This window comes from Streptomyces sudanensis, assembly GCF_023614315.1.
Classification (GTDB): Bacteria; Actinomycetota; Actinomycetes; order Streptomycetales; family Streptomycetaceae; genus Streptomyces; species Streptomyces sudanensis.
The window spans coordinates 3,563,815-3,587,677 of record NZ_CP095474.1; the positions used below are offsets into that span (position 1 = coordinate 3,563,815).

Below are 23,863 nucleotides of genomic sequence, written 5' to 3' on the forward strand. Positions count from 1 at the left end.
TGTGAGGAAGGCCACCCTTTCCTGTGCGAGGAGGGCCGTCCCCTCCCGACGAGGCGGAGACCGCCCCTCGGTGACGCCGCATCACCCCCGGTGCTCCCGCCCCGGGAACGCCGTCCGGTGCGGTGGCGGTTTTTCGTGGCTCCGGCCGGGATTTTTGGCCGGGACTGCGGTGGCGCGAGGTCCCGGGACCCGACTCCTTCCCTTGCCTCACCTGCCCTTCGGGCCCCTCGGGCGCGTTCGGCGGGCCGCGCCCCGATGGGCTGTGCCGTCCCCGCCCACGGAAGATCCTCACCCGTTCCGGTGGTGCCCGGCGGGGGGTGTGCGGCGGTGTTCGACCCGGTGGGGCAGGGCCCCCGGGCGACCGGTTTCGGGGCCTTCCCGAAGGGGTCGAGCATGGTCGTTTCTGCGCGTGTAGCGCGGCTCTGACCTGCGGTTTTCGGTTTGAGCTGGGAGCTCTTGAGAATGCCGACGGTATCAATGAGTCTGTGACCGAAAGTCAGGCTGGCCCTACGGAAGAGGTAGAGCCAGCTATCCCTAAACAGCCGGGCGGCTGACCAAGCCGTACGGCACTCTCGAACGGGGGTACGAGAGCATGGATGTCGGTGTCCTCTCCGGCATGGTGAACGAACTCATTCGTGACCACCGGATACCCGGAGCCCAGCTGTCCGTGTACAGCGACGGCACTCTGTGGGAGGTGTGCACCGGCGTCGAGCGGATCGGCTCCGACGTACCGGTGTCCGTGAAGTCCCGCTTCGCCTACGGCTCGGTGAGCAAGATCTTCACGGCCGCGCTCGTCATGCAGCTGGTCGAGGAGGGGGAGGTCGAACTCGACACCCCCGTCATGGAAGTCCTCGCGGACGTCGCGGGGCACACGGCGGTTCCCGCGGACCACCCGATGCACCAGGTGACACTCCGCCAGCTGCTGAGCCACACCGCCGGGCTCGTCTCCGACTACGAGGGCGCTCCCCTGCGCTCCCCGTCCCTGCGCCGCTACTTCGAGTCCGTCGTGCGCGACGGGCACTTCGGCGTGCCGGGCACCGCCTTCTCCTACTCGAACACCGGCTACGCCGTGGCGGCGTACGTCGTCGAGGCGCTCACCGGGCAGAGCTGGTGGGACTCGCTGGAGTCGTACCTGGCGCACCCGACCGGGCTGGACCTCGCGTTCGTCGAGGACCCGCGCCCCGGCCGCGGCCCGGGCGCCACCGTGAGCGGCCACGCCGTGAACGCGCGCACCGGCCGCACCGAGCCCGTGGACTTCTACTGCGAGTCGACCCTGGCCGCGGCCGGAGGCATCGCGGGCAGCGCCACCGACCTGGTGCGCTTCGGCCGCGCGTTCCTCGGCGAGGGCCACGAGGCCCTGGACGCCGACATCGCCGACCCCGACGTGCTGGCCGTGATGGGCCACGCCGTGCCGGCCGCCGAACCGTTCGGCCTGGCGGCGGGCTGGGGCGCCGGCTGGGGCCTGTACCCCGCCGGGGAGAGCCTGTGGCTCGGCCACGACGGCACCCTCGACGGCGGCTCCTGCAACGTCCGCGTCGACCAGGCCAGCGGCACCGCCCTGGCCTTCACCACCAACTCCACCACCGGTCTGGCCGCCTGGTTCGACCTCGTCGGCGAGCTGGACCGCACCTTCGGCCTGCGCGTCGGCCACTACGAGCAGCCCGCTCCCGCGGGCCGTCCGTGCGACGAGGCCGCCGCGCTCGCCGGCGAGTTCGTCAACGGCGAGCTCGCCATCCGCGTGTCCCACGAGGGCGACGGCGGCAGGCTGCGCCTGGACGCGGACAACGGTGTCTCCGGGGTGCTCACCGTCGGCTCCGACCTCATCTTCAGCGTGCGCGCCGCGGACCAGGGCGACGTGCTGTTCAGCGGCCGCTTCCTCAGCTCCGGGAAGGGCCGTCCGGCCGACCTGATGCAGTACAACGGCCGGACCCTGCGCCGGGCGGCGCGCAAGATCTGCCAGGCCGCCTGACCTCCGGCCGCCGCCCTCCCTCACCTCTTCCTCCCCTCCAGTTCCCTCCTCGTGCCGCCGGCCCGGCCGGCGGCACGGCCCTGCCCTCCCCCCTCACGTGGAGCCGCACCGGCGTGCGGTTCCTCGGCTCGCGCCGGACCGATACCGCGGCGCGTGCAGCTCTCGAAGGAGTAGCAACCGTGGTTTCTGCCCAGCCCGCGGAGAACCGGACGCTCCCGGCGTTGTTCGGTGCACAGGTGGCCCGCCGTCCCGACGCGACCGCGCTGACGGCCGAATCGGGGTCCATGAGCTACGCCGAGCTGGACGCGCGCGTGGCGCGGGCGGCCGCCGTGCTGCACGACCGGGGGGTGCGGCGGGGGACGCCGGTCGGCGTGTGCCTGGAGCGCGGCACCGCGGTGATCGTGGCGATGCTCGCCGTCATGCGGGCGGGCGGCGTGTACGTGCCGCTGGACCCGGCGTACCCGGCGGAGCGGCTGCGCTACATGACCGACGACTCCGGGATCGGCCTGGTGATCACCCAGCCGTCCGTGGCCGAGCGGGTGCCGGACGGCCCGCGGCGGCTGCTCCTGGCGGAGCTGGACGACACGGCGACGGCCGGCGCGCCCGCCGTGGAGCTGGGCCCCGACGACGCCGCGTACATGATCTACACCTCGGGTTCCACCGGCCGCCCCAAGGGCGTCGTCGTCACCCACCGCGGCATCGCCGACCTGGCCCGCACGCAGCGGGAGCGGATGGAGGTCACGCCCGACTCGCGGGTGCTGCAGTTCGCCTCGCCCAGCTTCGACGCGGCCGTCTTCGAGGTCACCAAGTCGCTGCTGAACGGCGCCGCCCTCGTCGTGCTCGACCGCGGCGGCCTGGCCGGCGCCGAACTGGCGCGCGCCATGCGGGACTTCGAGGTCACCCACGCGACGCTGCCGCCCGCCGTGCTGCCCACCATGGACCCCGAGGAGCTGCCCGGCCTCGCCGCCCTGATGGTGGCCGGCGAGGCGTGCCCGGGCGAGCTGGTCGACCTGTGGTCGCGCGGCCGCCGCATGTACAACGGCTACGGGCCGACCGAGGCCACCGTCTGCGCCACCATGAGCACCCCGATGAGCGGCAGCGGCATCCCGCCGCTGGGCACCTCCGTCGAGGGCACCGAGGTGTACGTCCTGGACGCGCGCCTGCGGCCGGTCCCGGCGGGCGCCACCGGCGAGCTGTACATCGCCGGCGAGGGCTTGGCCCGCGGCTACCGGGGCCGCCCCGACCTGACGGCGGAACGTTTCGTGGCCGACCCGTACGGCCCCGCCGGGACGCGCATGTACCGCACCGGCGACCTGGTGCGGCGCACCGAGGACGGCGGGCTGGAGTTCGCCGGCCGGGTCGACGACCAGGTCAAGCTGCGCGGATTCCGCATCGAGCTCGGCGAGATCGAGGCCGCCGCCATGCGGCTGCCCGGTGTCGCCCACGCCGTCGCCGTGGTCCGGGAGGACCGCCCGGGCGACCGCCGCCTGGTGGCGTACACCGTCCCGGACGACACGTCCGACGCGCCCGCGCCCGCCGCGGTCCGCGCCGCCCTGCGGCGCGAGCTGCCCGACTACATGGTGCCCTCGGCCGTCGTCACGCTGGACGCGCTGCCGCTCACCGTCAACGGCAAGATCGACCGCGCCGCGCTGCCCGAGCCGTCCCTCGGCGACCTGGTCGGGGAGTACGTCGCCCCCCGCGACGCCACCGAGGAGGCCGTCGCCGAGGTGTTCGCCGAGGTCCTCGGCGTGGCCCGGGTCGGCGTCCACGACGACTTCTTCGACCTCGGCGGCGACTCCATCCGCGCCGTCCACGCTCTGTCGCGCGTCGAGGCGCGGCTGGGCGTCAGGGCCGAGCGGCGCGCCCTGTTCGCCCACCCCACCGTCGCCCAGCTCGCCGCCGAGGGGCTGACCGCCGCCTCCGCCGACGACGGCATACCGCGCGCCGACCGCGACCGCCCGCTGCCGCTGTCCTCCGCGCAGCGCCGCCTGTGGTTCCTCGACCAGTACGAGGGCGGCTCCACCGAGTACTACACCGGCAGCGCCTACCGGCTGGCCGGCGCTCTCGACGTGCCGGCGCTGCGCACCGCCCTGCGCGGGCTGCTCGCCCGGCACGAGTCCCTGCGGACCACCTTCCACGAGGAGGGCGGCCACCCGGTCCAGCGGGTCCACGCCCCCGCCGACGCCCCGCTCGCCCTCGACGAGAAGGACCTGTCGGCCCTGTCCGGCGCCGACCGCGAGGAGGCGCTGGACGCGCTGCTGCTCGCCGAGGTGGAGAAGCCGTTCGACCTCACGGCCGGCCCGCTGCTGCGGGCGGTGCTGGTGCGCTTCGCCGACGACGACCACGTGCTGGTCCTGAGCACCCACCACATCGTCAGCGACGGCTGGTCGCTGGACGTGCTGACCCGGGACCTCGCCGCGCTCTACCGGGCCGCGACCGACCCGAAGGCCGCCGCACCGGCCGAACTCGCCGTGCAGTACGCGGACTTCGCCGCCTGGGAGCAAAGCGGCTGGGACCGCGCCGCCGCCGCGGACCGCTTCGCCTACTGGGAGCGGCAGCTGGACGAGGTGCAGCCGCTCGCGCTGCCCACCGACCGGCCGCGCCCCGAGGTCCGCACCACCAGGGGCGCGGTGCACCGCTTCGAGCTGACCGCCGCCGAGACCGAGGCCCTGAAGGAGCTGGGCCGCGGCCGGGGCGCGACCCTGTTCATGACGCTCACCGCGATGACCCAGCTGCTGCTGGCGACCGCGTCCGGCACCCGCGACGTCGCCCTCGGCGTCGCCTCGGCGGGCCGGGAGCACCAGCAGACCGACGACCTGGTCGGCTTCTTCGTCAACCCCGTCGTCATCCGCTCCCGGCCGCGCACCACGGACACCGTGGTGTCCTTCCTCGACGACGTGCGCACCACCGTGCGGGACGCCTTCGACCACGAGCTCCCCTTCGACCGGCTGGTCGAGGAACTGGTCACCGAGCGCGACCCCGGCCGCACCCCGCTGTTCCAGGCCATGATGGTGCTCCAGAACACCCTGCCCCAGCGGGTCGAGCTGCCCGGCCTCGACGTCTCCGAGGTGCTGCTCCCGCGCACCCGCTCGCTGTTCGACCTGGTCGTGGAGTACGAGGAGCGCGACGGCGCCCTGCGCGTCGCCCTGGAGTACAACACCGAGCTGTTCGAGGAGGCGTCGGCCCGGCGCCTCGGCGAGCGGCTGCGCCGCCTCGTCGCCGCCGCCACCGCGCAGCCGCGGCTGCCCCTCGCCGCCCTCGACCTGCTGTCGGCCGACGAGCGGGACCGGCTCGCGCAGTGGTCCGGCGACGCCCCGCGGGACACGGTGCCCGGCGTCCCCGAGCGGTTCGCGGAGATCGCCGCGAGGACGCCCGAGGCGACCGCCCTCGTCGGCACCGCCGAGGAGCTCACCTACGCCGAGCTCGACTCCCGCACCGACGACCTGGCCCGCCGGCTGCGCGCCGCGGGGGTGCGGGCCGAGACGCCGGTCGTCCTCGTCCTCGAGCGCGGCGTTCAGGTCGTGGTCTCCATGCTGGCCGTGCTGCGCGCGGGCGGCGCCTACGTCCCGGCGCACTCCGGGCACCCCGCGGAGCGGGTCCGGGCGCTGATCGAGCAGGCCGGAGCGGTCTGCGTGATCGCCGACGAGGCGTCGGCCGACCGGGTGCCGCAGGACACCGGGCTGCCCCTGATCGTCCTCGACGAGGGCGGCAGGCCGACCGCCGAGGGCCCGCGGGAGCCGCTCGACAGCACCGCCACCCGCCACCCCGACCAGCTCGCCTACCTGATGTTCACCTCGGGCTCCACCGGTACCCCGAAGGGCGTCGGCGTCACCCACGACGACATCACCCGGCTCGCCCTCGACAGCCGCTGGCGCGACGGCCGCCACGAGCGGACGCTGTTCCACTCCGCGCACGCCTTCGACGCGGCGACCTTCGAGATCTGGGTGCCGCTGCTGAACGGCGGCAGCGTGGTCGTCGCCCCGCCGGAGCACCTCGACGCGGAGGCGTTCGGCGCGCTGGTCGGCTCCCGCGGCGTCCAGTCGACGTTCGTCACCACCTCGCTGTTCAACCTGTACGCCAACCAGCTGCCGGAGTGCTTCTCCGGGATGCGCGCGGTGATCACCGGCGGCGAGGCCGCGAACATGCAGGCCGTCCGCAAGGTCGCCGACGCCTGCCCCGATCTGGTGATCTGCAACGGCTACGGCCCCACCGAGACCACCACCTTCGCCACCGTCCACGCCTACACGGCCGACGAGCGCGACGCGAAGACGCTGCCCATCGGCACCGGCCTCGACGACACCCGGACCCTGGTCCTCGACTCCTTCCTGCGGCCGGTTCCCGTCGGGGTCGTCGGCGAGCTGTACCTCGGCGGCGCCGGACTGGCCCGCGGCTACTGGGGGCGCCCCGACCTGACCGCGGAGCGGTTCGTCGCCCACCCGACCGCCCCCGGGGAGCGCCTCTACCGCACCGGCGACCTGGTGCGCTGGACGCCCCGGGGCGAACTGGACTACGTCGGCCGCGTCGACGCCCAGGTGAAGATCCGCGGCTTCCGCATCGAGCTCGGCGAGATCGAGGCCGCGCTGCTGCGGCTCCCGGAGATCGGCGAGGCGACGGTCGTGGTGCACGGCACCGAGGCCGGCGGCAAGCGGCTCATCGCCTACGTCGTGGCCGAGCGGGACCTGGACGGCCCCCTGGACGTCGAGGGCTGCCGGGCCCGGCTGGCCGAGCGGCTCCCCGAGTACATGGTCCCCGCGGCCCTGATCGTCCTCGACGCCATGCCGCTGAACAGCAACGGCAAGGTCGACCGGCGCGCCCTGCCCGCCCCCGCCGCCGAACTGACGGCCGGCGCCGCGTACGTCGCTCCGCGCGACGAGGTGGAGCGGACGCTGGCGGGGGTGTTCGCGTCGGTGCTGGGGGTCGAGCGGGTCGGTGTGCACGACAACTTCTTCGACCTGGGCGGCGACTCGATCCTGAGCATCCAGCTCGTCTCCCGCGCCCGCAAGGAGGGACTGGAACTCACCTCCAAGGACGTCTTCGTCCGGCAGACCGTCGCCGGCCTGGCGACCGTGGCCGTCCCCACCGGCGCCGGGCGGACCCTCGCCGAGCAGGGTGCGGTGACGGGTGAGGTGGTGGTGACGCCGATCGTGGACTGGTTCTTCGGTTCGCATCCGGTGGCGCCGCACCACTTCAACATGGCGGTTTTGCTGGAGGTGCGGGCGGGGTTCGACGCGGGTGTGCTGGCGGATGCGGTGGGTGTGCTGCTGGGGCAGCACGACATGCTGCGTCTGCGGGTGGTGGACGGGCGTCTGTCGGTGGCCGGTTTCGAGGACGCGGGCCGGGTGCTGGAGACGGTCGACGTGCGCGGCCTGTCGGGTGCGGAGCTGGATGCGGTGGTGCGGGAGCACTCGGTGCGGGTGCAGTCGTCGCTGGATCTGGCGGCCGGTCCGCTGGTGCGGGTGGTGTTCTTCGACGCGGGTGACGGCGGTGGGTCGCGGTTGCTGCTGGCGGCGCATCACCTGGTGGTGGACGGTGTGTCGTGGCGGGTGCTGCTGGAGGACCTGGACGCGGCGTGCCGGCGTGAGCCGCTGGGGCCGAAGACCACCTCCTTCCAGCAGTGGGCGCACCTGCTGACGACCGCCGCCGCCGAGGGCCGCTTCGACACGGAGACGTCGTACTGGACCGAGGCCACCGCGGGAGCCGGGGCCCGGATCCCGGTGGACGGTGAGGGTGCGAACCTGATGGGCGCCCAGCGGACGGTGCGGTCGGAGCTGTCGGCGGAGCTGACGCGCCGGCTGCTGCTGGACGTGCCGGGTGCGTACCGTACGCAGGTCAACGACGTGCTGCTCGCTGCTCTGGCGCGGGTGCTGTGCGGTTGGACGGGCGGGTCGCGGCTGCTGGTGGACCTGGAGGGCCACGGCCGTGAGGAGCTGTTCGACGGGGTGGACCTGTCGCGGACGGTGGGCTGGTTCACCACGATGTTCCCGGTCGCGCTGGAGGCGCACGAGGGCTGGGACGCGCAGATCAAGCACACCAAGGAGCTGCTGCGGGCGATCCCCAACCGTGGCCTGGGCTACGGCGCGCTGCGCCACCTGCGCGGCGAGCTGGGCTCCCTGCCCGACCCGAAGGTCAGCTTCAACTACCTCGGCCAGTTCGACCTGCGCACCGAGGGCGGCCTGTACGAGTCGATCGAGCTGAACCCCGGCGGCGAGTACGCGGCCGAGGAGGAGCGGGCGCACCTGCTGGACGTGGTGGGCCGGGTGGTCGACGGCCGTCTGGTGTTCGACTGGGCGTACGCGGAGGGCGTGCACGAGGAGTCGACGGTCGCGGGTCTGGCGGAGCGGTTCCTGGCCGAGCTGACGGAGCTGATCGGGCACTGCGTGGCGGAGGGCACCGGCGGGGCCACCCCGTCGGACTTCCCGCTGGCCAGGCTCACGCAGGCGGAGGTGGACCGGCTGGCCGGGGACGGGCGCGAGGTGGAGGACATCTACCCGCTCACCCCGATGCAGCAGGGCATGCTCTTCCACAGCCTGCTGGAACCCGACTCCTCCTCCTACTTCGAGCAGCTCATGTTCGTCCTCGACGGAGTCGACGACGTCCAGGGCTTCGCCCGCGCCTGGCAGCGGGTGGCCGACGCCACCCCCGTCCTGCGCACCTCCCTGGCCTGGGAGGACCTGGACGAGCCCGTCCAGCGGGTGCACCGCTCGGCCGCCTTCCCCGTCACGGTCGGTGACTGGCGGGGCCTGTCGGAGGACGAGCAGCGTGCGGCGCTGGAGGAGTTCACGGCCGAGGACGAGCGGCGGGGCATCGACCTGGCGGTGGCGCCGCTGTCGCGGGTGGCGCTGTTCCGGCTGTCGGAGACGCGGGTGCAGGTGGTGTGGACCTTCCACCACATCCTGCTGGACGGCTGGAGCCTGCCGCTGGTGATGGCCGACCTGTTCACCGCCTACCGCGGCGGGACGCTGCCGGTCCGTCCGGCGTTCCGGGAGTACCACGCCTGGCTGGCGCAGCAGGACACCCAGGCCGCCCACGCCTACTGGCGCGAGGTCCTGGCCGGCTACGACACCCCCGTACCCCTGCCCTACGACCGCACCCCCGACGACGTCCGCGCCGCGCGCTCCACCGCCCGGCTCGTCGACGACCTGAGCACCGAACTGTCCGACACCGTCCACGACTTCGCCAAGCGCCACCGGCTCACCGTCAACGCCGTGGTGCAGGCGGCCTGGGCGCTGCTGCTGTCGGCCCACTCGGGCCAGACGGACCTGGTCTTCGGCGCGACCACCTCCGGCCGGCCCACCGACCTGCCGGACGCCGAGTCGACCGTCGGCATCTTCATCAACACCCTGCCGGTGCGCGTCCGCATCACCCCCGACCAGCGGGTCGCCGACTGGCTCCAGGACATCCAGCTCCGCCAGACCGAGGCCCACGGCCGCGACTACCTGCCGCTGGCCCGGATCCAGGCGGAGGCCGGCCTCCCGGCGGACACCACCCTCTTCGACACCCTGGTCGTCTTCGAGAACTACCCCGTCGACGAGGACAGCGCCCGCGCCCACGGCCTGACCGTGGAGCCCGTCACCGCCAACGAGGCCACCAACTACCCGCTGATGCTGGTCGCCTACGACGGCGCCAGGATCGGCTTCCACCTGCGCTACGACCCGCGCCACTTCGACGCGGACACCGCCCGGCGGCTCCTGGACCGGCTGGTGCACCTGCTGACCGCGCTCGTCGCCGAGCCCGGGCGCCGGGTCGCCGCCGTGCCGCTGCTGACCCCGGCCGAGGAGCGGGCCGCCCTGACCGGCTCCGCGCGGCGGACCGCCGGGGCCGCCGGCACCATGGTCTCCCTCTTCGCCGAGCAGGCCGCGCGGCACCCGGAGCGCGTCGCGCTCCTCGGGGAGCACGAGCGGCTGACCTTCGCCGAGCTGGACGCCCGCTCCGACCGGGTCGCCCGCGCGCTGCGCGCCCAGGGCGTGCGGCGCGGCGAGTTCGTCGGCGTCTGCCTGGAGCGCGGCCCGTCGCAGGTCGTGTCCTACCTCGGCGTGATGAAGGCCGGCGCGGCCTACCTGCCGATGGACCCGACGTACCCGATCGACCGCCTCCAGTACATGGTCGACGACTCCGGCGTCCGCACCGTCGTCACCCAGCGCTCCCTCACCGGGACCATCCCCGGCACCGAGCGGCAGCTCCTGCTGGACGAGCTGACCGGCGACACCGTGGCGGACGGCGCCGCGCTGCCCGAGCCCGGCCTCGACGACGCCGCGTACATGATCTACACCTCCGGGTCCACCGGCCGCCCCAAGGGCGTCGTGGTCACCCACCGGGGCGTGGCCGACTTCGCCCGCACCCAGCTCCACCGGATGCGGGTCACCCCGGACTCGCGCACCCTGCAGTTCGCCTCGCCGAGCTTCGACGCCGCGGTCTTCGAGATCACCGCCTCCCTGCTGAACGGCGCCACCCTCGTCACCCCCTCCCGCGACAAGCTCGCCGGCGAGGAACTCGCCGAGGTCGTCCGGGACTTCGGGGTCACCCACGCGCTCCTGCCGCCCGCCGTCCTGCCCACCATGGACCCGCGGGAGGTGCCCGGCCTGGCCGTCCTGGCGACCGGCGGCGAGGCGCTGCCCGGCGAACTCGCCGACCGGTGGTCGCGGGACCGCATCCTGGTCAACGCCTACGGGCCGACCGAGACCACCGTGTGCGCCACCATGAGCGCCCCGCTGTCCGGCGCGGGCACCCCGCCGATCGGCACCGCCGTCGAGGGCACCCGGGTGTACGTCCTGGACGCCTTCCTGCGGCCGGTGCCCGCCGGGGTCACCGGTGAGCTGTACGTCGCGGGCGAGGGCCTGGCCCGCGGCTACTGGGGCCGCCCCGACCTGACCGCCGACCGGTTCGTCGCCGACCCCCACGGAGCGCCCGGCGACCGCATGTACCGCACCGGCGACCTGGTCCGCCGGCGCGCCGACGGCGAGCTGGAGTTCGTCGGCCGCGCCGACAACCAGGTGAAGATCCGCGGCTTCCGCGTCGAACTCGGCGAGATCGAGGCCGCGCTGCTCGCCCGGCCGGGCGTCCGGCAGGCCGTCGTCGCGGTCCGCGAGGACCGGCCCGGGTCCAAGCGGCTCGTCGCCTACGTCGTCCCCGAGGACGGCGCCGCCCCGGACGCCGCCGAGCTGCGCGCCGGCGTGGGCGAGGCCCTGCCCGCCCACATGGTCCCGGCGGCCGTCGTCACCCTGGACGCGATCCCGCTCACCGCCAACGGCAAGACCGACACCAAGGCGCTCCCGGACCCCGTCTGGGCCACGGAGGACGCCGCGTACGTCGCTCCGCGCGACGAGGTGGAGCGGACGCTGGCGGGGGTGTTCGCGTCGGTGCTGGGGGTCGAGCGGGTCGGTGTGCACGACAACTTCTTCGACCTGGGCGGCGACTCGATCCTGAGCATCCAGCTCGTCTCCCGCGCCCGCCGCGAGGGGATCCACCTCACCTCCAAGGACGTCTTCGCCCACCAGACCGTCGCCGGACTCGCCGCGGCCGCCGCCCCCGGAGAGGGCGCCGTACCGGCCGCCGAGCAGGGTGCGGTGACGGGTGAGGTGGTGGTGACGCCGATCGTGGACTGGTTCTTCGGTTCGCATCCGGTGGCGCCGCACCACTTCAACATGGCGGTTTTGCTGGAGGTGCGGGCGGGGTTCGACGCGGGTGTGCTGGCGGATGCGGTGGGTGTGCTGCTGGGGCAGCACGACATGCTGCGTCTGCGGGTGGTGGACGGGCGTCTGTCGGTGGCCGGTTTCGAGGACGCGGGCCGGGTGCTGGAGACGGTCGACGTGCGGGGCCTGTCGGGTGCGGAGCTGGATGCGGTGGTGCGGGAGCACTCGGTGCGGGTGCAGTCGTCGCTGGATCTGGCGGCCGGTCCGCTGGTGCGGGTGGTGTTCTTCGACGCGGGTGACGGCGGTGGGTCGCGGTTGTTGCTGGCGGCGCATCACCTGGTGGTGGACGGTGTGTCGTGGCGGGTGCTGCTGGAGGACCTGGACGCGGCGTGCCGGCGTGAGCCGCTGGGGCCGAAGACCACCTCCTTCCAGCAGTGGGCGGCCCGACTCGCCGAGCACACCGAGCAGGGCGGCTTCGACGCCGAACTGCCCTACTGGACCGCCCTGACCGAAGGCGTCCCCTCCGACGTCCCGGTGGACGGTGAGGGTGCGAACCTGATGGGTGCCCAGCGGACGGTGCGGTCGGAGCTGCCGGCGGAGCTGACGCGCCGGTTCCTCCAGGACGTGCCGGGTGCGTACCGTACGCAGGTCAACGACGTGCTGCTCGCTGCTCTGGCGCGGGTGCTGTGCGGTTGGGCCGGCGGGTCGCGGCTGCTGGTGGACCTGGAGGGCCACGGCCGTGAGGAGCTGTTCGACGGGGTGGACCTGTCGCGGACGGTGGGCTGGTTCACCACGATGTTCCCCGTCGCGCTGGAGGCGCACGAGGACTGGGACACGCAGATCAAGCACACCAAGGAGCTGCTGCGGGCGATCCCCAACCGTGGTCTGGGCTACGGCGCGCTGCGCCACCTGCGCGGCGAGCTGGGCTCCCTGCCCGACCCGAAGGTCAGCTTCAACTACCTCGGCCAGTTCGACACCTCGGCCGGTGAAGGCGGCCTCTTCGGCACCTCGCCCCTCGAACCCGGCGGCGAGTACGCGGCCGAGGAGGAGCGGGCGCACCTGCTGGACGTGGTGGGCCGGGTGGTCGACGGCCGGTTGGTGTTCGACTGGGCATACGCGGAGGGCGTGCACGAGGAGTCGACGGTCGCGGGTCTGGCGGAGCGGTTCCTGACCGAGCTGACGGAGCTGATCGGGCACTGCGTGGCGGAGGGCACCGGCGGGGCCACCCCGTCGGACTTCCCGCTGGCGACGCTCACGCAGGCGGAGGTGGACCGGCTGGCCGGGGACGGGCGCGAGGTGGAGGACATCTACCCGCTCACCCCGATGCAGCAGGGCATGCTCTTCCACAGCCTGCTCGAACCCGACTCCTCCTCCTACTTCGAGCAGACCCTCCTCGTCCTCGACGGGGTCACCGACGTCGAGGCACTCGCCCGTGCCTGGCAGCAGGTTGTGGACGCCACCCCCGTCCTGCGCACCACGCTGGCCTGGCAGGGCATCGCCGAACCGGTGCAGATCGTCCGGCGCGAAGCCGTCCTGCCCGTCACGGTCGGTGACTGGCGGGGGCTGTCGGAGGACGAGCAGCGTGCGGCGCTGGAGGAGTTCACGGCCGAGGACGAGCGGCGGGGCATCGACCTGGCGGTGGCGCCGCTGTCGCGGGTGGCGCTGTTCCGGCTGTCGGAGACGCGGGTGCAGGTGGTGTGGACCTTCCACCACATCCTGCTGGACGGCTGGAGCCTGCCGCTGGTGATGGCCGACCTGTTCACCGCCTACCGCGGCGGGACGCTGCCGGTCCGTCCGGCGTTCCGGGAGTACCACGCCTGGCTGGCGCAGCAGGACACCCAGGCCGCCCACGCCTACTGGCGGGAGGTCCTGGCCGGCTACGACACCCCCGTACCCCTGCCCTACGACCGCACCCCCGACGACGTCCGCGCCGCACGCGCCACCGAGCGCCAGGAACTCGACATCCCGGCCGGACTGTCGGACGCGGTGCTCGACTTCGCCAAGCGCCACCGGCTCACCGTCAACACGGTCGTCCAGGGCGCCTGGGCGCTGCTGCTGTCGGCGTACTCCGGCCGCACCGACCTGGTCTTCGGCGCGACCACCTCCGGCCGCCCCGCCGACCTGCCGGACGTCGAGTCGACCATCGGCATCTTCATCAACACCCTGCCGGTGCGCATCCAGGTCGATCCGGGGCAGAACGTCGCCGACTGGCTCCGGGGCATCCAGCTCCGGCAGACCGAGTCCCGGCGCCACGACTACCTCTCCCTGGCCCGGATCCAGGCGGAGGCCAACCTGCCGGCGGACACCACCCTCTTCGACAGCCTGGTGGTCTTCGAGAACTACCCGGTCGACGAGGACAGCGCCCGCGCCCACGGCCTGACCGTGGAGGCCGTCGACGCCAACGAGGCGACCAACTACCCGCTCACGCTCAGCGCCTACTCCGGCGACCGGGTCCGGGTGGTCCTCGGCTACGAGCCGAAGCACTTCGACGAGTCGACCGCCCGCGGCCTGCTGGACGACCTCGGCGACATCCTCCGGGCGATGGTCGACGGCGCCGACAGCCCCCTCGGCCGGATGCCGGCCAGGCGCGACCCCGCCCTGGCCGCCTTCCAGGACGGCGGCGCCTTCCAGGTGCCCGACGGCACGGTTCCCGAGCTGTTCGCCGCGCAGGCCGCGCGGCGGCCCGAGGCGGTCGCCGTCATCGGCGAGGACGGCCCGCTCACCTACGCCGAACTCGACGCCGAGACGGACCGCCTGGCCCGCGTGCTGCGCGAGCGGGGCGTCGGCCCCGAGTCCCGGGTGCTGCTGCTGATGCCGCGCTCCCCGCGGGTGGTCGTGGCGATGCTGGCGGTGCTGAAGGCGGGCGCGGCGTACGTCCCCGTGCACGCGGCGTTCCCCGCGGACCGGGTGGCGTGGCTGCTGGAGGACACCGGCGCCGCGGCGGTCGTCGCCGACACCTCGATGCTCGACCGGCTCGTCGACCCCCGGGTACCGGTGGTCACGTACGACGCGGCGGGCGACGCCGTCCCGGCCGACGACACCGCCGCGCTGCCGCAGGTGCCGGCCGACTCCGCCGCGTACGTGATGTTCACCTCCGGGTCCACCGGCACCCCCAAGGGCGTCACCGTCAGCCACCGCAGCATCGTGGCGCTGGCGTGGGACCGGCGCTGGCGGGGCGGGCACGAGCGGGTGCTGTTCCACTCGCCGCACGCCTTCGACGCCGCCACCTACGAGGTGTGGACGCCGCTGCTCGCGGGCGGCGCCGTCTCCGTCGCCCCGGTCGGCGACCTGACGGCCGAGACCATCCGCGCCCAGGCCGCCGAGCACGGCGTCACCGGGATGTTCCTGACCACCGCGCTGTTCAACCTCTTCGCCCAGCAGGACCCGGGGTGCTTCGGCGGACTGCGCGAGGTGTGGACGGGCGGCGAGGCGTCCCAGCCCGCGTCGTTCGCCCGGGTCGCCGAGGCGTGCCCCGGCACCACCGTCGTGCACGTCTACGGCCCCACCGAGGCGACCACCTTCGCCACCTGCACCCCGATCACCGCCGACGAGGCACGCGCGTCCGTGACGCCCATCGGGCGGCCGATGGACAACACCCGCGCCTACGTCCTGGACGCGCTGCTGCGGCCGGTGCCGGTCGGCGCGGCGGGCGAGCTGTACCTCGCGGGCGACGGCCTGGCCCGCTGCTACGAGAACCGGCCCGCGCTGACCGCCGAGCGGTTCGTCGCCGACCCGTTCTCCACCGGCGGGCGCCTCTACCGCACCGGCGACGTGGTGCGCTGGAACGCCGACGGGCGGATCGAGTTCATCGGCCGCGCCGACGGACAGGTCAAGATCCGCGGCTTCCGCATCGAGCTCGGCGAGATCGAGAACGCCCTCGCCGACTGCCCGGGCGTCGCCCGCGCCGCCGTGGCCGTCGTGGACTCGCCGTCCGGGGCCAAGCAGCTCGTCGGCCACCTCCTGCCCCAGGAGCCGGGGACGGTTCCCGACGCGGACGCCGTACGGACCAAGCTCGGCGGGATGCTCCCGGCGTACATGGTGCCGACGGTGCTGCTGCCCATCGACGCGCTGCCGCTGACGCCGAACGGCAAGGTGGACCGCCGGGCGCTGCCCGCACCCGACTGGTCCCGGCTGTCCGAGGAGAGCTACGAGGCCCCGGAGACCGTCACCGAGGAGGCGCTCGCCGAGATCTGGGCGGGCATCCTCGGGCTCGAACGGGTCGGCGTCCACGACAACTTCTTCGACATCGGCGGCGACTCGGTCCGCAGCATCCAGGTCGTCGGCGCCGTGGAGACCGCCCTCGGAGTGCGGATGCCGACCCGGGCGCTGTTCACCCACCAGACCCTGCGGGCCTTCGCGGAGGCCGTCGAGGAAGCCGTCTTCGCCGAACTCGGGGACGAGGACTGACCATGGCCCCCCTGCCGAACCACCACCCGCACCACTCGCACCAGCGCCGGAGGACTGCACGATGACCCTGGACCGGAAGGAACGGCTGAGGCAGGAGATGCTGCGCCGGCTGGCGGCGCAGCAGGCCCGCAAGGACCGCAACAGGATCACCCGTGCCCCCCGGGACGGCGAGCTGCCCCTGTCGTACGCCCAGCAGCGCCTGTGGTTCCTCGACCGGCTGGAGCCGGGGCGGGCGGACTACAACTCCGGCTTCTGCCTGGAGCTGCGCGGCGACCTCGACCCCGAGGCGCTGCGCCGCGCCTGCGCCGCGCTCGTCGTGCGGCACGAGGCGCTGCGCACCACCTTCCACGAGAAGGACGGCCAGGGCGTGCAGCGCGTCCGGCCGCCGCAGGAGGCCGAGGACGCGCTGCTCTTCGAGCTCACCGAGGCGGACGGCGAGGAGGCCCTGGACGCCCTGCTGGCCGAGCGCCACGGCCTGCCCTTCGACCTGGCCACCGGGCCGCTGCTGCGCGTCCACGCGGTGCGGGCCGGCGAGCGCCGGCACGTGCTGCTGGCGACGATGCACCACATCGTCACCGACGGCTGGTCCATGGGCGTGCTGCGCTCCGAGCTGGACGTGCTGTACCGGGCCGCGCTGGAGCGGCCCGACGCGCCCGTCGCCGAACTGCCCGGCGCCGCCGGCCTCGCCGAGCCGGCCGTGCAGTACGCGGACTACGCGGTGTGGCAGCGCGAACGGCTCAGCGGCGAGCGCTACGAGCGCTCCCTGGAGCACTGGCGGACCAAGCTGGCCGGGGCCGAACCGCTGGCCCTGCCCACCGACCGGCCGCGGCCCCCGGTGCGCGGCACCGGCGGCGGCTCCCACTTCTTCCACGTCCCGAAGGCCACCGCCGACGCGATGCGGCAGGCCGCCGCCGAGCAGGACGCCAACCTGTTCGCGGTGCTGGTCGCGGGGGCGCGGCTGGTGCTGTCCCGCTGGACCCGCTCGGAGGACGTGGTCCTCGGCACGGTCGTGGCCGGCCGGGACGACCCGCAGCTGCGCGACACGATCGGCTTCTTCGTCAACACCGTCGCGCTGCGCGGCCGGGTGGACGAGCGGCAGACCTTCGGGCAGCTCCTCGCCGGGGTCAAGGACGACGTGCTCGCCGACCTGGACCACGCCGAGGTGCCTTTCGACGCCGTCGTGGACGCCGTGCTGGACGAGCGGGACCCCTCCACGCCTCCGCTGGTGCAGGCCACGGTGATCCTCCAGAACCTCGACAGCGGGCAGCAGACCGGCCTCGGCGGGCTGGAGGTCGACACCCACCCGCTGCGGCGCGAGCACGCCGTCTTCGACCTGACCTTCGAGTTCCAGGAGACCGCCGACGGCCTGGACGCGCAGATCGAGTACGCCACCGAGCTGTTCGACGCGGGCACGGTCGAACTGCTCGCCCGCGACCTGTGCGCGGCACTGGCCGCGGCGGCCGACCCCCGGCCGCTGCGGGAGACCGAACCGCTCGGCGCCGACGGCCGCGCGCGGGCGCTCGACGCCGGCCGGGGCGCGGCGGGCCCGGCTCCGCGCACCCTCGGCGAACTCCTCGACGAGCAGGCCGCGCGCCACCCCGGCGAGGTCGCCGTCGTCTCCGACCGCGAGCGCCTGACCTTCGCCGAACTGACCGACCGGGCCGCCCGCTTCGCCGCGTACCTGCTGGGCCGCGGCCTGCGCCGCGGCGACTTCGTGGGCGTGTGCCTGGAGCGGGGCACCGACCAGGTGGCCGCGCTGCTCGGCGTCATGCGGGCGGGCGGCGTCTACCTGCCGCTGGACCCCGGCTATCCCGCCGAGCGCCTCGCGTACGTCGTGGAGGACTCGGGGGTGCGCACGGTCGTCACCGACAGCTCCGTCGCCGGGGTCCTGCCGGACGCGGTCGAGCCGATCCTGCTCGACCGGGTGCGCGACGAGGTCCTGGCCTGCGAGCCCGCGCCGCACCTCGCCACGGTCGAGGACGCCGCGTACATGATCTACACCTCCGGCTCCACCGGCCGCCCCAAGGGCGTGCTGGTCGGCCACCGCGGCATCGCGGCGCTGGCCGCCGCGCAGGGCTCCCGCATGGACGTGGGCCCGGGCGCGCGGATGCTGCAGTTCGCCTCGCCGGCCTTCGACGCGGCGATCGCCGAACTGACCGTGGCGCTCCTCAACGGCGCCACCTCCGTGGTGCTGCCCAGGGAGCAGCTCCACGGCGAGGGGCTCGTCCGGGCGCTCGACACGTACGGCGTCACCCACGTGACGCTGCCGCCGGCCCTGCTGCCCAGCCTCGACCCGCGGGACCTGCGCCCCCTGAAGGCGCTGCTGGTGGCCGGTGAGGCGACCTCCGGCGAACTGGTCGCGGAGTTCTCCGCGGGCCGCCGGATGTTCAACGCCTACGGGCCCACCGAGTCCACCGTGTGCGCCACCATGAGCGCCCCGCTGTCCGGCGCGGCCACCCCGCCGATCGGCACCGCCATCGAGGGCACCCGGGTGTACGTCCTGGACCGCTGGCTGCGGCCGGTCGGGCCCGGCGTGCCCGGCGAGCTGTACATCGCGGGCGACGGCCTGGCGCACGGCTACTGGCAGCGGGCCGCGCTGACCGCGGAGCGGTTCGTCGCCGACCCCTTCGGCCCGGCGGGCGCCCGCATGTACCGCAGCGGCGACGTGGTGCGCCGCCGCGCCGACGGCGAGCTGGAGTTCCTGGGCCGCTCCGACGGCCAGGTGAAGATCCGCGGCCACCGCGTCGAGCCCGGCGAGATCGAGGGCACCCTGCTGCGGCTGCCCGGTGTGGCGCAGGCCGTCGTCGACGTGCAGGGCCGCGGCGCCGACCGCAGGCTCGTCGCGTACGTCGTGCCGGCCGAGCCCGGCGGGGTGACCGTCGACGGCCTGCGCGAGGAGCTGTCCGCGCTCCTGCCGGAGTACCTGGTGCCGGCCGCCTTCTGCCTCCTCGACGCGGTCCCGCTGACCAGCAACGGCAAGGTGGACCGCAAGGCGCTGCCCGCCGTCGACTGGGCGGGCCAGTCCGGCGCGGGCCACGTCGCCCCCTCCACCCCCACCGAGACCGCGCTCGCCGGGATCTGGGCCGAGCTGCTCGGCCTGGAGGACCCGGGCGTGCACGACAACTTCTTCCGGGTCGGCGGCGACTCCATCGGCAGCGTCCGGATGCTGTCCCGGGCCGCCGACGTGCTCGGGGTGCGGCTGCCGCCGCGCAGCGTCTTCGACCGCCCGACGATCGCCGGGCTCGCCGCGCTGATCGACGCCGCCGCCGCAAAGGACCCGGACGCCGACCGGATCACGCCCGCACCGCGCGACGAGCCGCTGCCGCTGTCGTTCACGCAGCGCCGCCTGTGGTTCCTGGACGACTTCGAGCCGGGCGGCTCCGAGTACAACTCGGGCGGCGCGCTCAGGCTCACCGGCCCGCTGGACCGGACGGCGCTGCAGGCGGCACTGGACGCCCTGGTGCACCGGCACGAGTCGCTGCGCACCGTCTTCGTCTCGCGGGACGGCAGCCCGGTGCAGGTCGTCCGCCCGCCCGCGCCCGTGCCGCTGCCCTTCGAGGACCTGTCCGGCCGGTCCGGGCAGGAGCTCGACGCGCGCCTCGCCGCGGAGGTCCAGCGGCCCTTCGCGCTCGACGAGGGCCCGCTGCTGCGGCTGCTGCTCGTCGGGCTCGGCCCCGAGGAGCACGTGCTCCTCATGAGCATCCACCACATCGTCACCGACGCCTGGTCGACGTCGGTGATCACCCGGGAGCTCGGCTCCCTGTACGCGGCGGCGCTGTCCCACCCCGGTACGCCCGCCGGTGAGCTGCCCGCCCGCGCCGGGCTGCCCGAACTGCCGCTCCAGTACGCCGACTTCGCCGTGTGGCAGACCCGCAGGGAGTCCTCGGCGGCCTTCCGCGAGTCCCTGGAGCACTGGACGCGGCGGCTCGCCGGCGCCCAGCCGCTGGAGCTGCCCACCGACCGCCCCCGGCCCACCGTGCGCGGCACGGCCGGCGCGGTGCACGACTTCGCGGTCCCCGCCGACGTCCTGGAGGGGCTGCACCGGCTCGGCCGGGAGAACGGCGCCACGCTGTTCATGACGCTCACCGCCGCGGTCCGCCTCCTGCTGTCCCGGTGGACCGGGCAGGACGACATCACCGTCGGCACGGTCACCTCCGGCCGGGAGCGCGCCGAGCTGGAGAACATCGTCGGGTTCTTCGTCAACACCCTGGCGCTGCGCGGCCGCGTCGACGAGTCGGCGACCGTCGCCGAACTGCTCGCCGACGTCCGCGAGACCGTCCTGGAGGCGTTCGAGCACGCCGACGTGCCCTTCGACCGGGTGGTGGAGGCGGTGGCGCCCGAGCGCGACCCGTCGCGGCCCACGCTGGTCCAGGCGGTCGTGGCGCTGCAGAACGCGCCGGGCGAGGCCCCGCGCCTCGACGGCCTGTCCCTCACCGAGTACCCGCTGGTCCGCGAGCACTCCCTGTTCGACCTCAGCCTGGACTTCGGGGAGGTGGACGGCCGCCTGCTGGGCGCGCTGGAGTACAACACCGACCTGTTCGACCCCGGGACCGTCGCCCGCTTCGCCGACCAGCTCGCGCTGCTGCTGCGGCTGATGGCCGAGGACGGCGGCCGCGTCCTGCGCGACCTCGTCCCGCTGTCCGACGCCGCCCGCGGCGAGCTGCTGGCCGCCGCGTCCGGGCCCGCCCTCGACACGGGGCGCGACCACGTCCTGCACGGCCTGACCGAGGCCGCCGCCGCGCACCCGGAGCGGCCCGCGCTGACCGCGGGGGACACCACGCTGTCCTTCGCCGAACTCGACGCCCGCGTCAACCGGCTGGCCCGCCGGCTCGTCGCCGCCGGCGCCGGACCCGGCGACCGGATCGCCCTGGTCCTGCCGCGCACGGCGGACGCGGTGGCCGCCGTGTTCGCCGTGCTGCGGGCCGGCGCCGCCTACGTGCCCGTCGACCCGGCCTACCCCGACGAGCGGATCCGCTCGATCGTCGGCCAGGCCCGCCCGCACAGCGTCCTCACCGTCGAGCCGAGCGCGCCCGCGCTGCGCGAACTGCTCGGCCCCGACGTGGACGTGAGGTCCCTGGACGGGGACCTCGCCGCCGCCCTGGCCGAGGGCGACGGCTCGCCGCTCACCGACGCCGAGCGCATCCGGCCGCTCACCGACGCCCACCCCGCGTACGTGATGTACACCTCCGGCTCCACCGGCACCCCCAAGGGCGTCGTGATCACCCACGGCAACCTGCGGGCCATGGTCGAGGGCTACCGCGCGGTCGTGCTCGACGCGCTGCCGGACCCCGGGACGCCCCGGCGCGCCGCGCACATCGCCGCGTTCTCCTTCGACGCCTCCTGGGACCCCCTGGTGTGGCTGCTCAACGGCCACCACCTGCACGTGGTGGACGAGCGGACCCGGCTGGACGCCGAGGAGCTGTGCCGCGCCCTGCACGAGTGGCGCATCGACTACTTCGACGCGACCCCCTCGTACCTCACCCAGCTCGTCGCGGCCGGGCTGCTCGACGAGGACCGCCACCGCCCGCAGGTGGTCACCGTCGGCGCCGAGGCGCTCGACGAGGCCCTGCTCGCCCGGCTGCGCGCGGCCGGGGTGACCGCCGGGTACAACTTCTACGGCCCCACCGAGAACACCGTGAACAGCGTGTACTGGCCGATCCGGGACGGCGAGAAGCCGCTGATCGGCCGCCCCATGCCGGGGGTGCGGGCGCACGTGCTGGACGCCTCGCTGCGGCCGGTGCCCGTCGGGGTGCACGGCGAGCTGTACCTGGGCGGCGCGTGCGTGGCCCAGGGGTACGCCGGGCGGCCCGACCTGACGGCGGAACGCTTCGTCGCCGACCCCTTCGGCCCGGCCGGCAGCCGCCTCTACCGCACCGGCGACGTGGTCCGCTGGACGGCCGGCCACGAGCTGGAGTTCATCGGCCGCGCCGACAACCAGGTGAAGATCCGCGGCTTCCGCATCGAGCTCGGCGAGGTCGAGGCCGTCCTGGCCGCGGCCCCCGGGGTCCGGCACGCCGTCGCCGTCGTGCGCGAGGACTCGCCCGGCGTCCGGCGCCTGGTCGCCTACGTGGTGGCCGAGGGCGTCACCGCCCGCGAGGTCAGGGCGGCGGCCTCCGCGGCGCTGCCCGAGTACATGGTCCCCGCCGCCGTGGTGCTCCTCGACGAGCTCCCGCTCAACGCCAACGGCAAGCTGGACCGCGCGGCCCTGCCGCAGCCGTCCCACGACGCCCTCGCCGGCGCCGCCTACGTGGAGCCGCGCACCGCGACGGAACGCGCCCTCGCCGGCATCTGGGCCGAACTGCTCGGCGTGGAGCGCGTCGGCGTCGAGGACAACTTCTTCGAACTCGGCGGCGACTCCATCCTCAGCATCCAGCTGGTGTCCCGGGCCCGCAAGGCCGGTCTGGAGCTGACGTCGAAGGACGTGTTCGTCCGCCAGACCGTCGCCGGGCTCGCGGCCGGGCTCGACGCGGCCGGGGACTCGCCGTCGGGCGGGTCCCGCGGGACGGCGGCCGAGCAGGGCGCGGTGACCGGGGAGGTCCCGCTCACCCCCGTGCAGAGCTGGTTCCTCGACAGCCACCCCAAGGCGCCCGAGCACTTCGACATGACGCTGCTCGTCGAACTCGACGAGGCCGTCGACCTCGCCCTGATGCCGCGGGCCGTCGAGGCCCTCCTGGCGCAGCACGACATGCTCAGGCTGCGCGTCACGCGCGAGGACGGCGCGTGGCGGCAGCGGATCGCCCCGCACGGCGACGCGACGGGCTCCTGGCAGACCGTCGACGCCTCCGGGCTGGACGACGCCGCCCTCGACGCGGCGATCCACGAGCGGGCGCACCGCCCCCGGCCCGCCGGGCGGCTGGAGACCGGCCCGCTGTTCGAGGCGGTCGCCTTCGACAGCGGTACCGCCCGCCCCGTCCGGATGCTGCTGTCCGCCCACCACCTGGTGGTCGACGGGGTGACCTGGCGGGTGCTCCTGGAGGACCTGTCGACCGCCTACCAGCAGCTCGCCGCCGGCAAGCAGCCCGACCTGGGGGCCAAGTCGACCTCCTTCCCGCAGTGGGCGAACCGCCTGGCGGACTTCACCCGCGAGGGCGGCTTCGACGAGGAGGCCGGCCACTGGGCGGCCGTCCTGGACGGCGCGCCGGTCGAGGTGCCGCTGGACCACCCGGGCGGCGACAACACCGTCGCCTCCCAGGACACGGTCGTGTCGGCGCTGACCGAGGAGCACACCCGCCTGCTGCTCCAGCGGGTGCCCGGCGCCTTCCGCAGCCGCATCAACGACGTGCTGCTGGCCGCGCTCGGGCGCACCCTCCAGCAGTGGACCGGGTCCTCCCGGGTGCTGGTGGAGCTGGAGGGCCACGGCCGCGAGGAGCTGTTCGACGACGTCGACCTCTCCCGCACGGCCGGCTGGTTCACCACCGTCTACCCGGTCGCCCTGGACCTGCCCGGTGACGCGGACTGGCGCCGCACGGTCTCGGCCGTGAAGAAGCAGCTCCGCCGGGTGCCCCGCAACGGCATCGGCTTCGGCGCCCTCGCCCACCTGGGCACCGAGGAGCAGCGGGCCGGACTGAGGGACCTGCCGATGGTGCCGGTCTCCTTCAACTACCTGGGGCAGTTCGGCGGCCAGGACGGCGGGGACGGCTTCTACCGCCGGTTCCTGCCGAGCCCCGGCGGCGACCACGCGCCCGCCGAGCTGCGTACGAACATCCTGGACGTCACCGGCAGTGTGTCCGGGGATCGCCTGGAGTTCTCCTGGACGTACTCGGCGGCGCTGCACCGGCGTGAGACCGTCGAACGGCTCGCCCAGGGCTTCAGCGACGGCCTGCGCGAGATCGCGGAGGCCGCGGCACCGGGCAGGTAG

The 23,863-nt window shown here is 74.5% G+C and carries 3 protein-coding genes; all 3 read left to right on the forward strand.

The window, feature by feature from the left end:
* Positions 1-592 precede the first annotated feature (592 nt).
* The 3 genes from MW084_RS16585 (at position 593) to MW084_RS16595 (ending at position 23,863) form a co-directional block, all read left to right on the forward strand.
* Positions 593-1,969, forward strand: coding sequence for a serine hydrolase domain-containing protein (locus MW084_RS16585; RefSeq protein ID WP_010470901.1), 1,377 nt, complete (start codon positions 593-595; stop codon positions 1,967-1,969).
* 179 nt (positions 1,970-2,148) lie between these two features.
* Positions 2,149-16,005, forward strand: a complete 13,857-nt coding sequence (locus MW084_RS16590; RefSeq protein WP_275563656.1) for a non-ribosomal peptide synthetase — start codon at positions 2,149-2,151, stop codon at positions 16,003-16,005.
* A gap of 61 nt (positions 16,006-16,066) precedes the next feature.
* Entirely contained in the window at positions 16,067-23,863 is a 7,797-nt protein-coding gene (locus MW084_RS16595) for a non-ribosomal peptide synthetase (protein ID WP_010473304.1), read from the forward strand.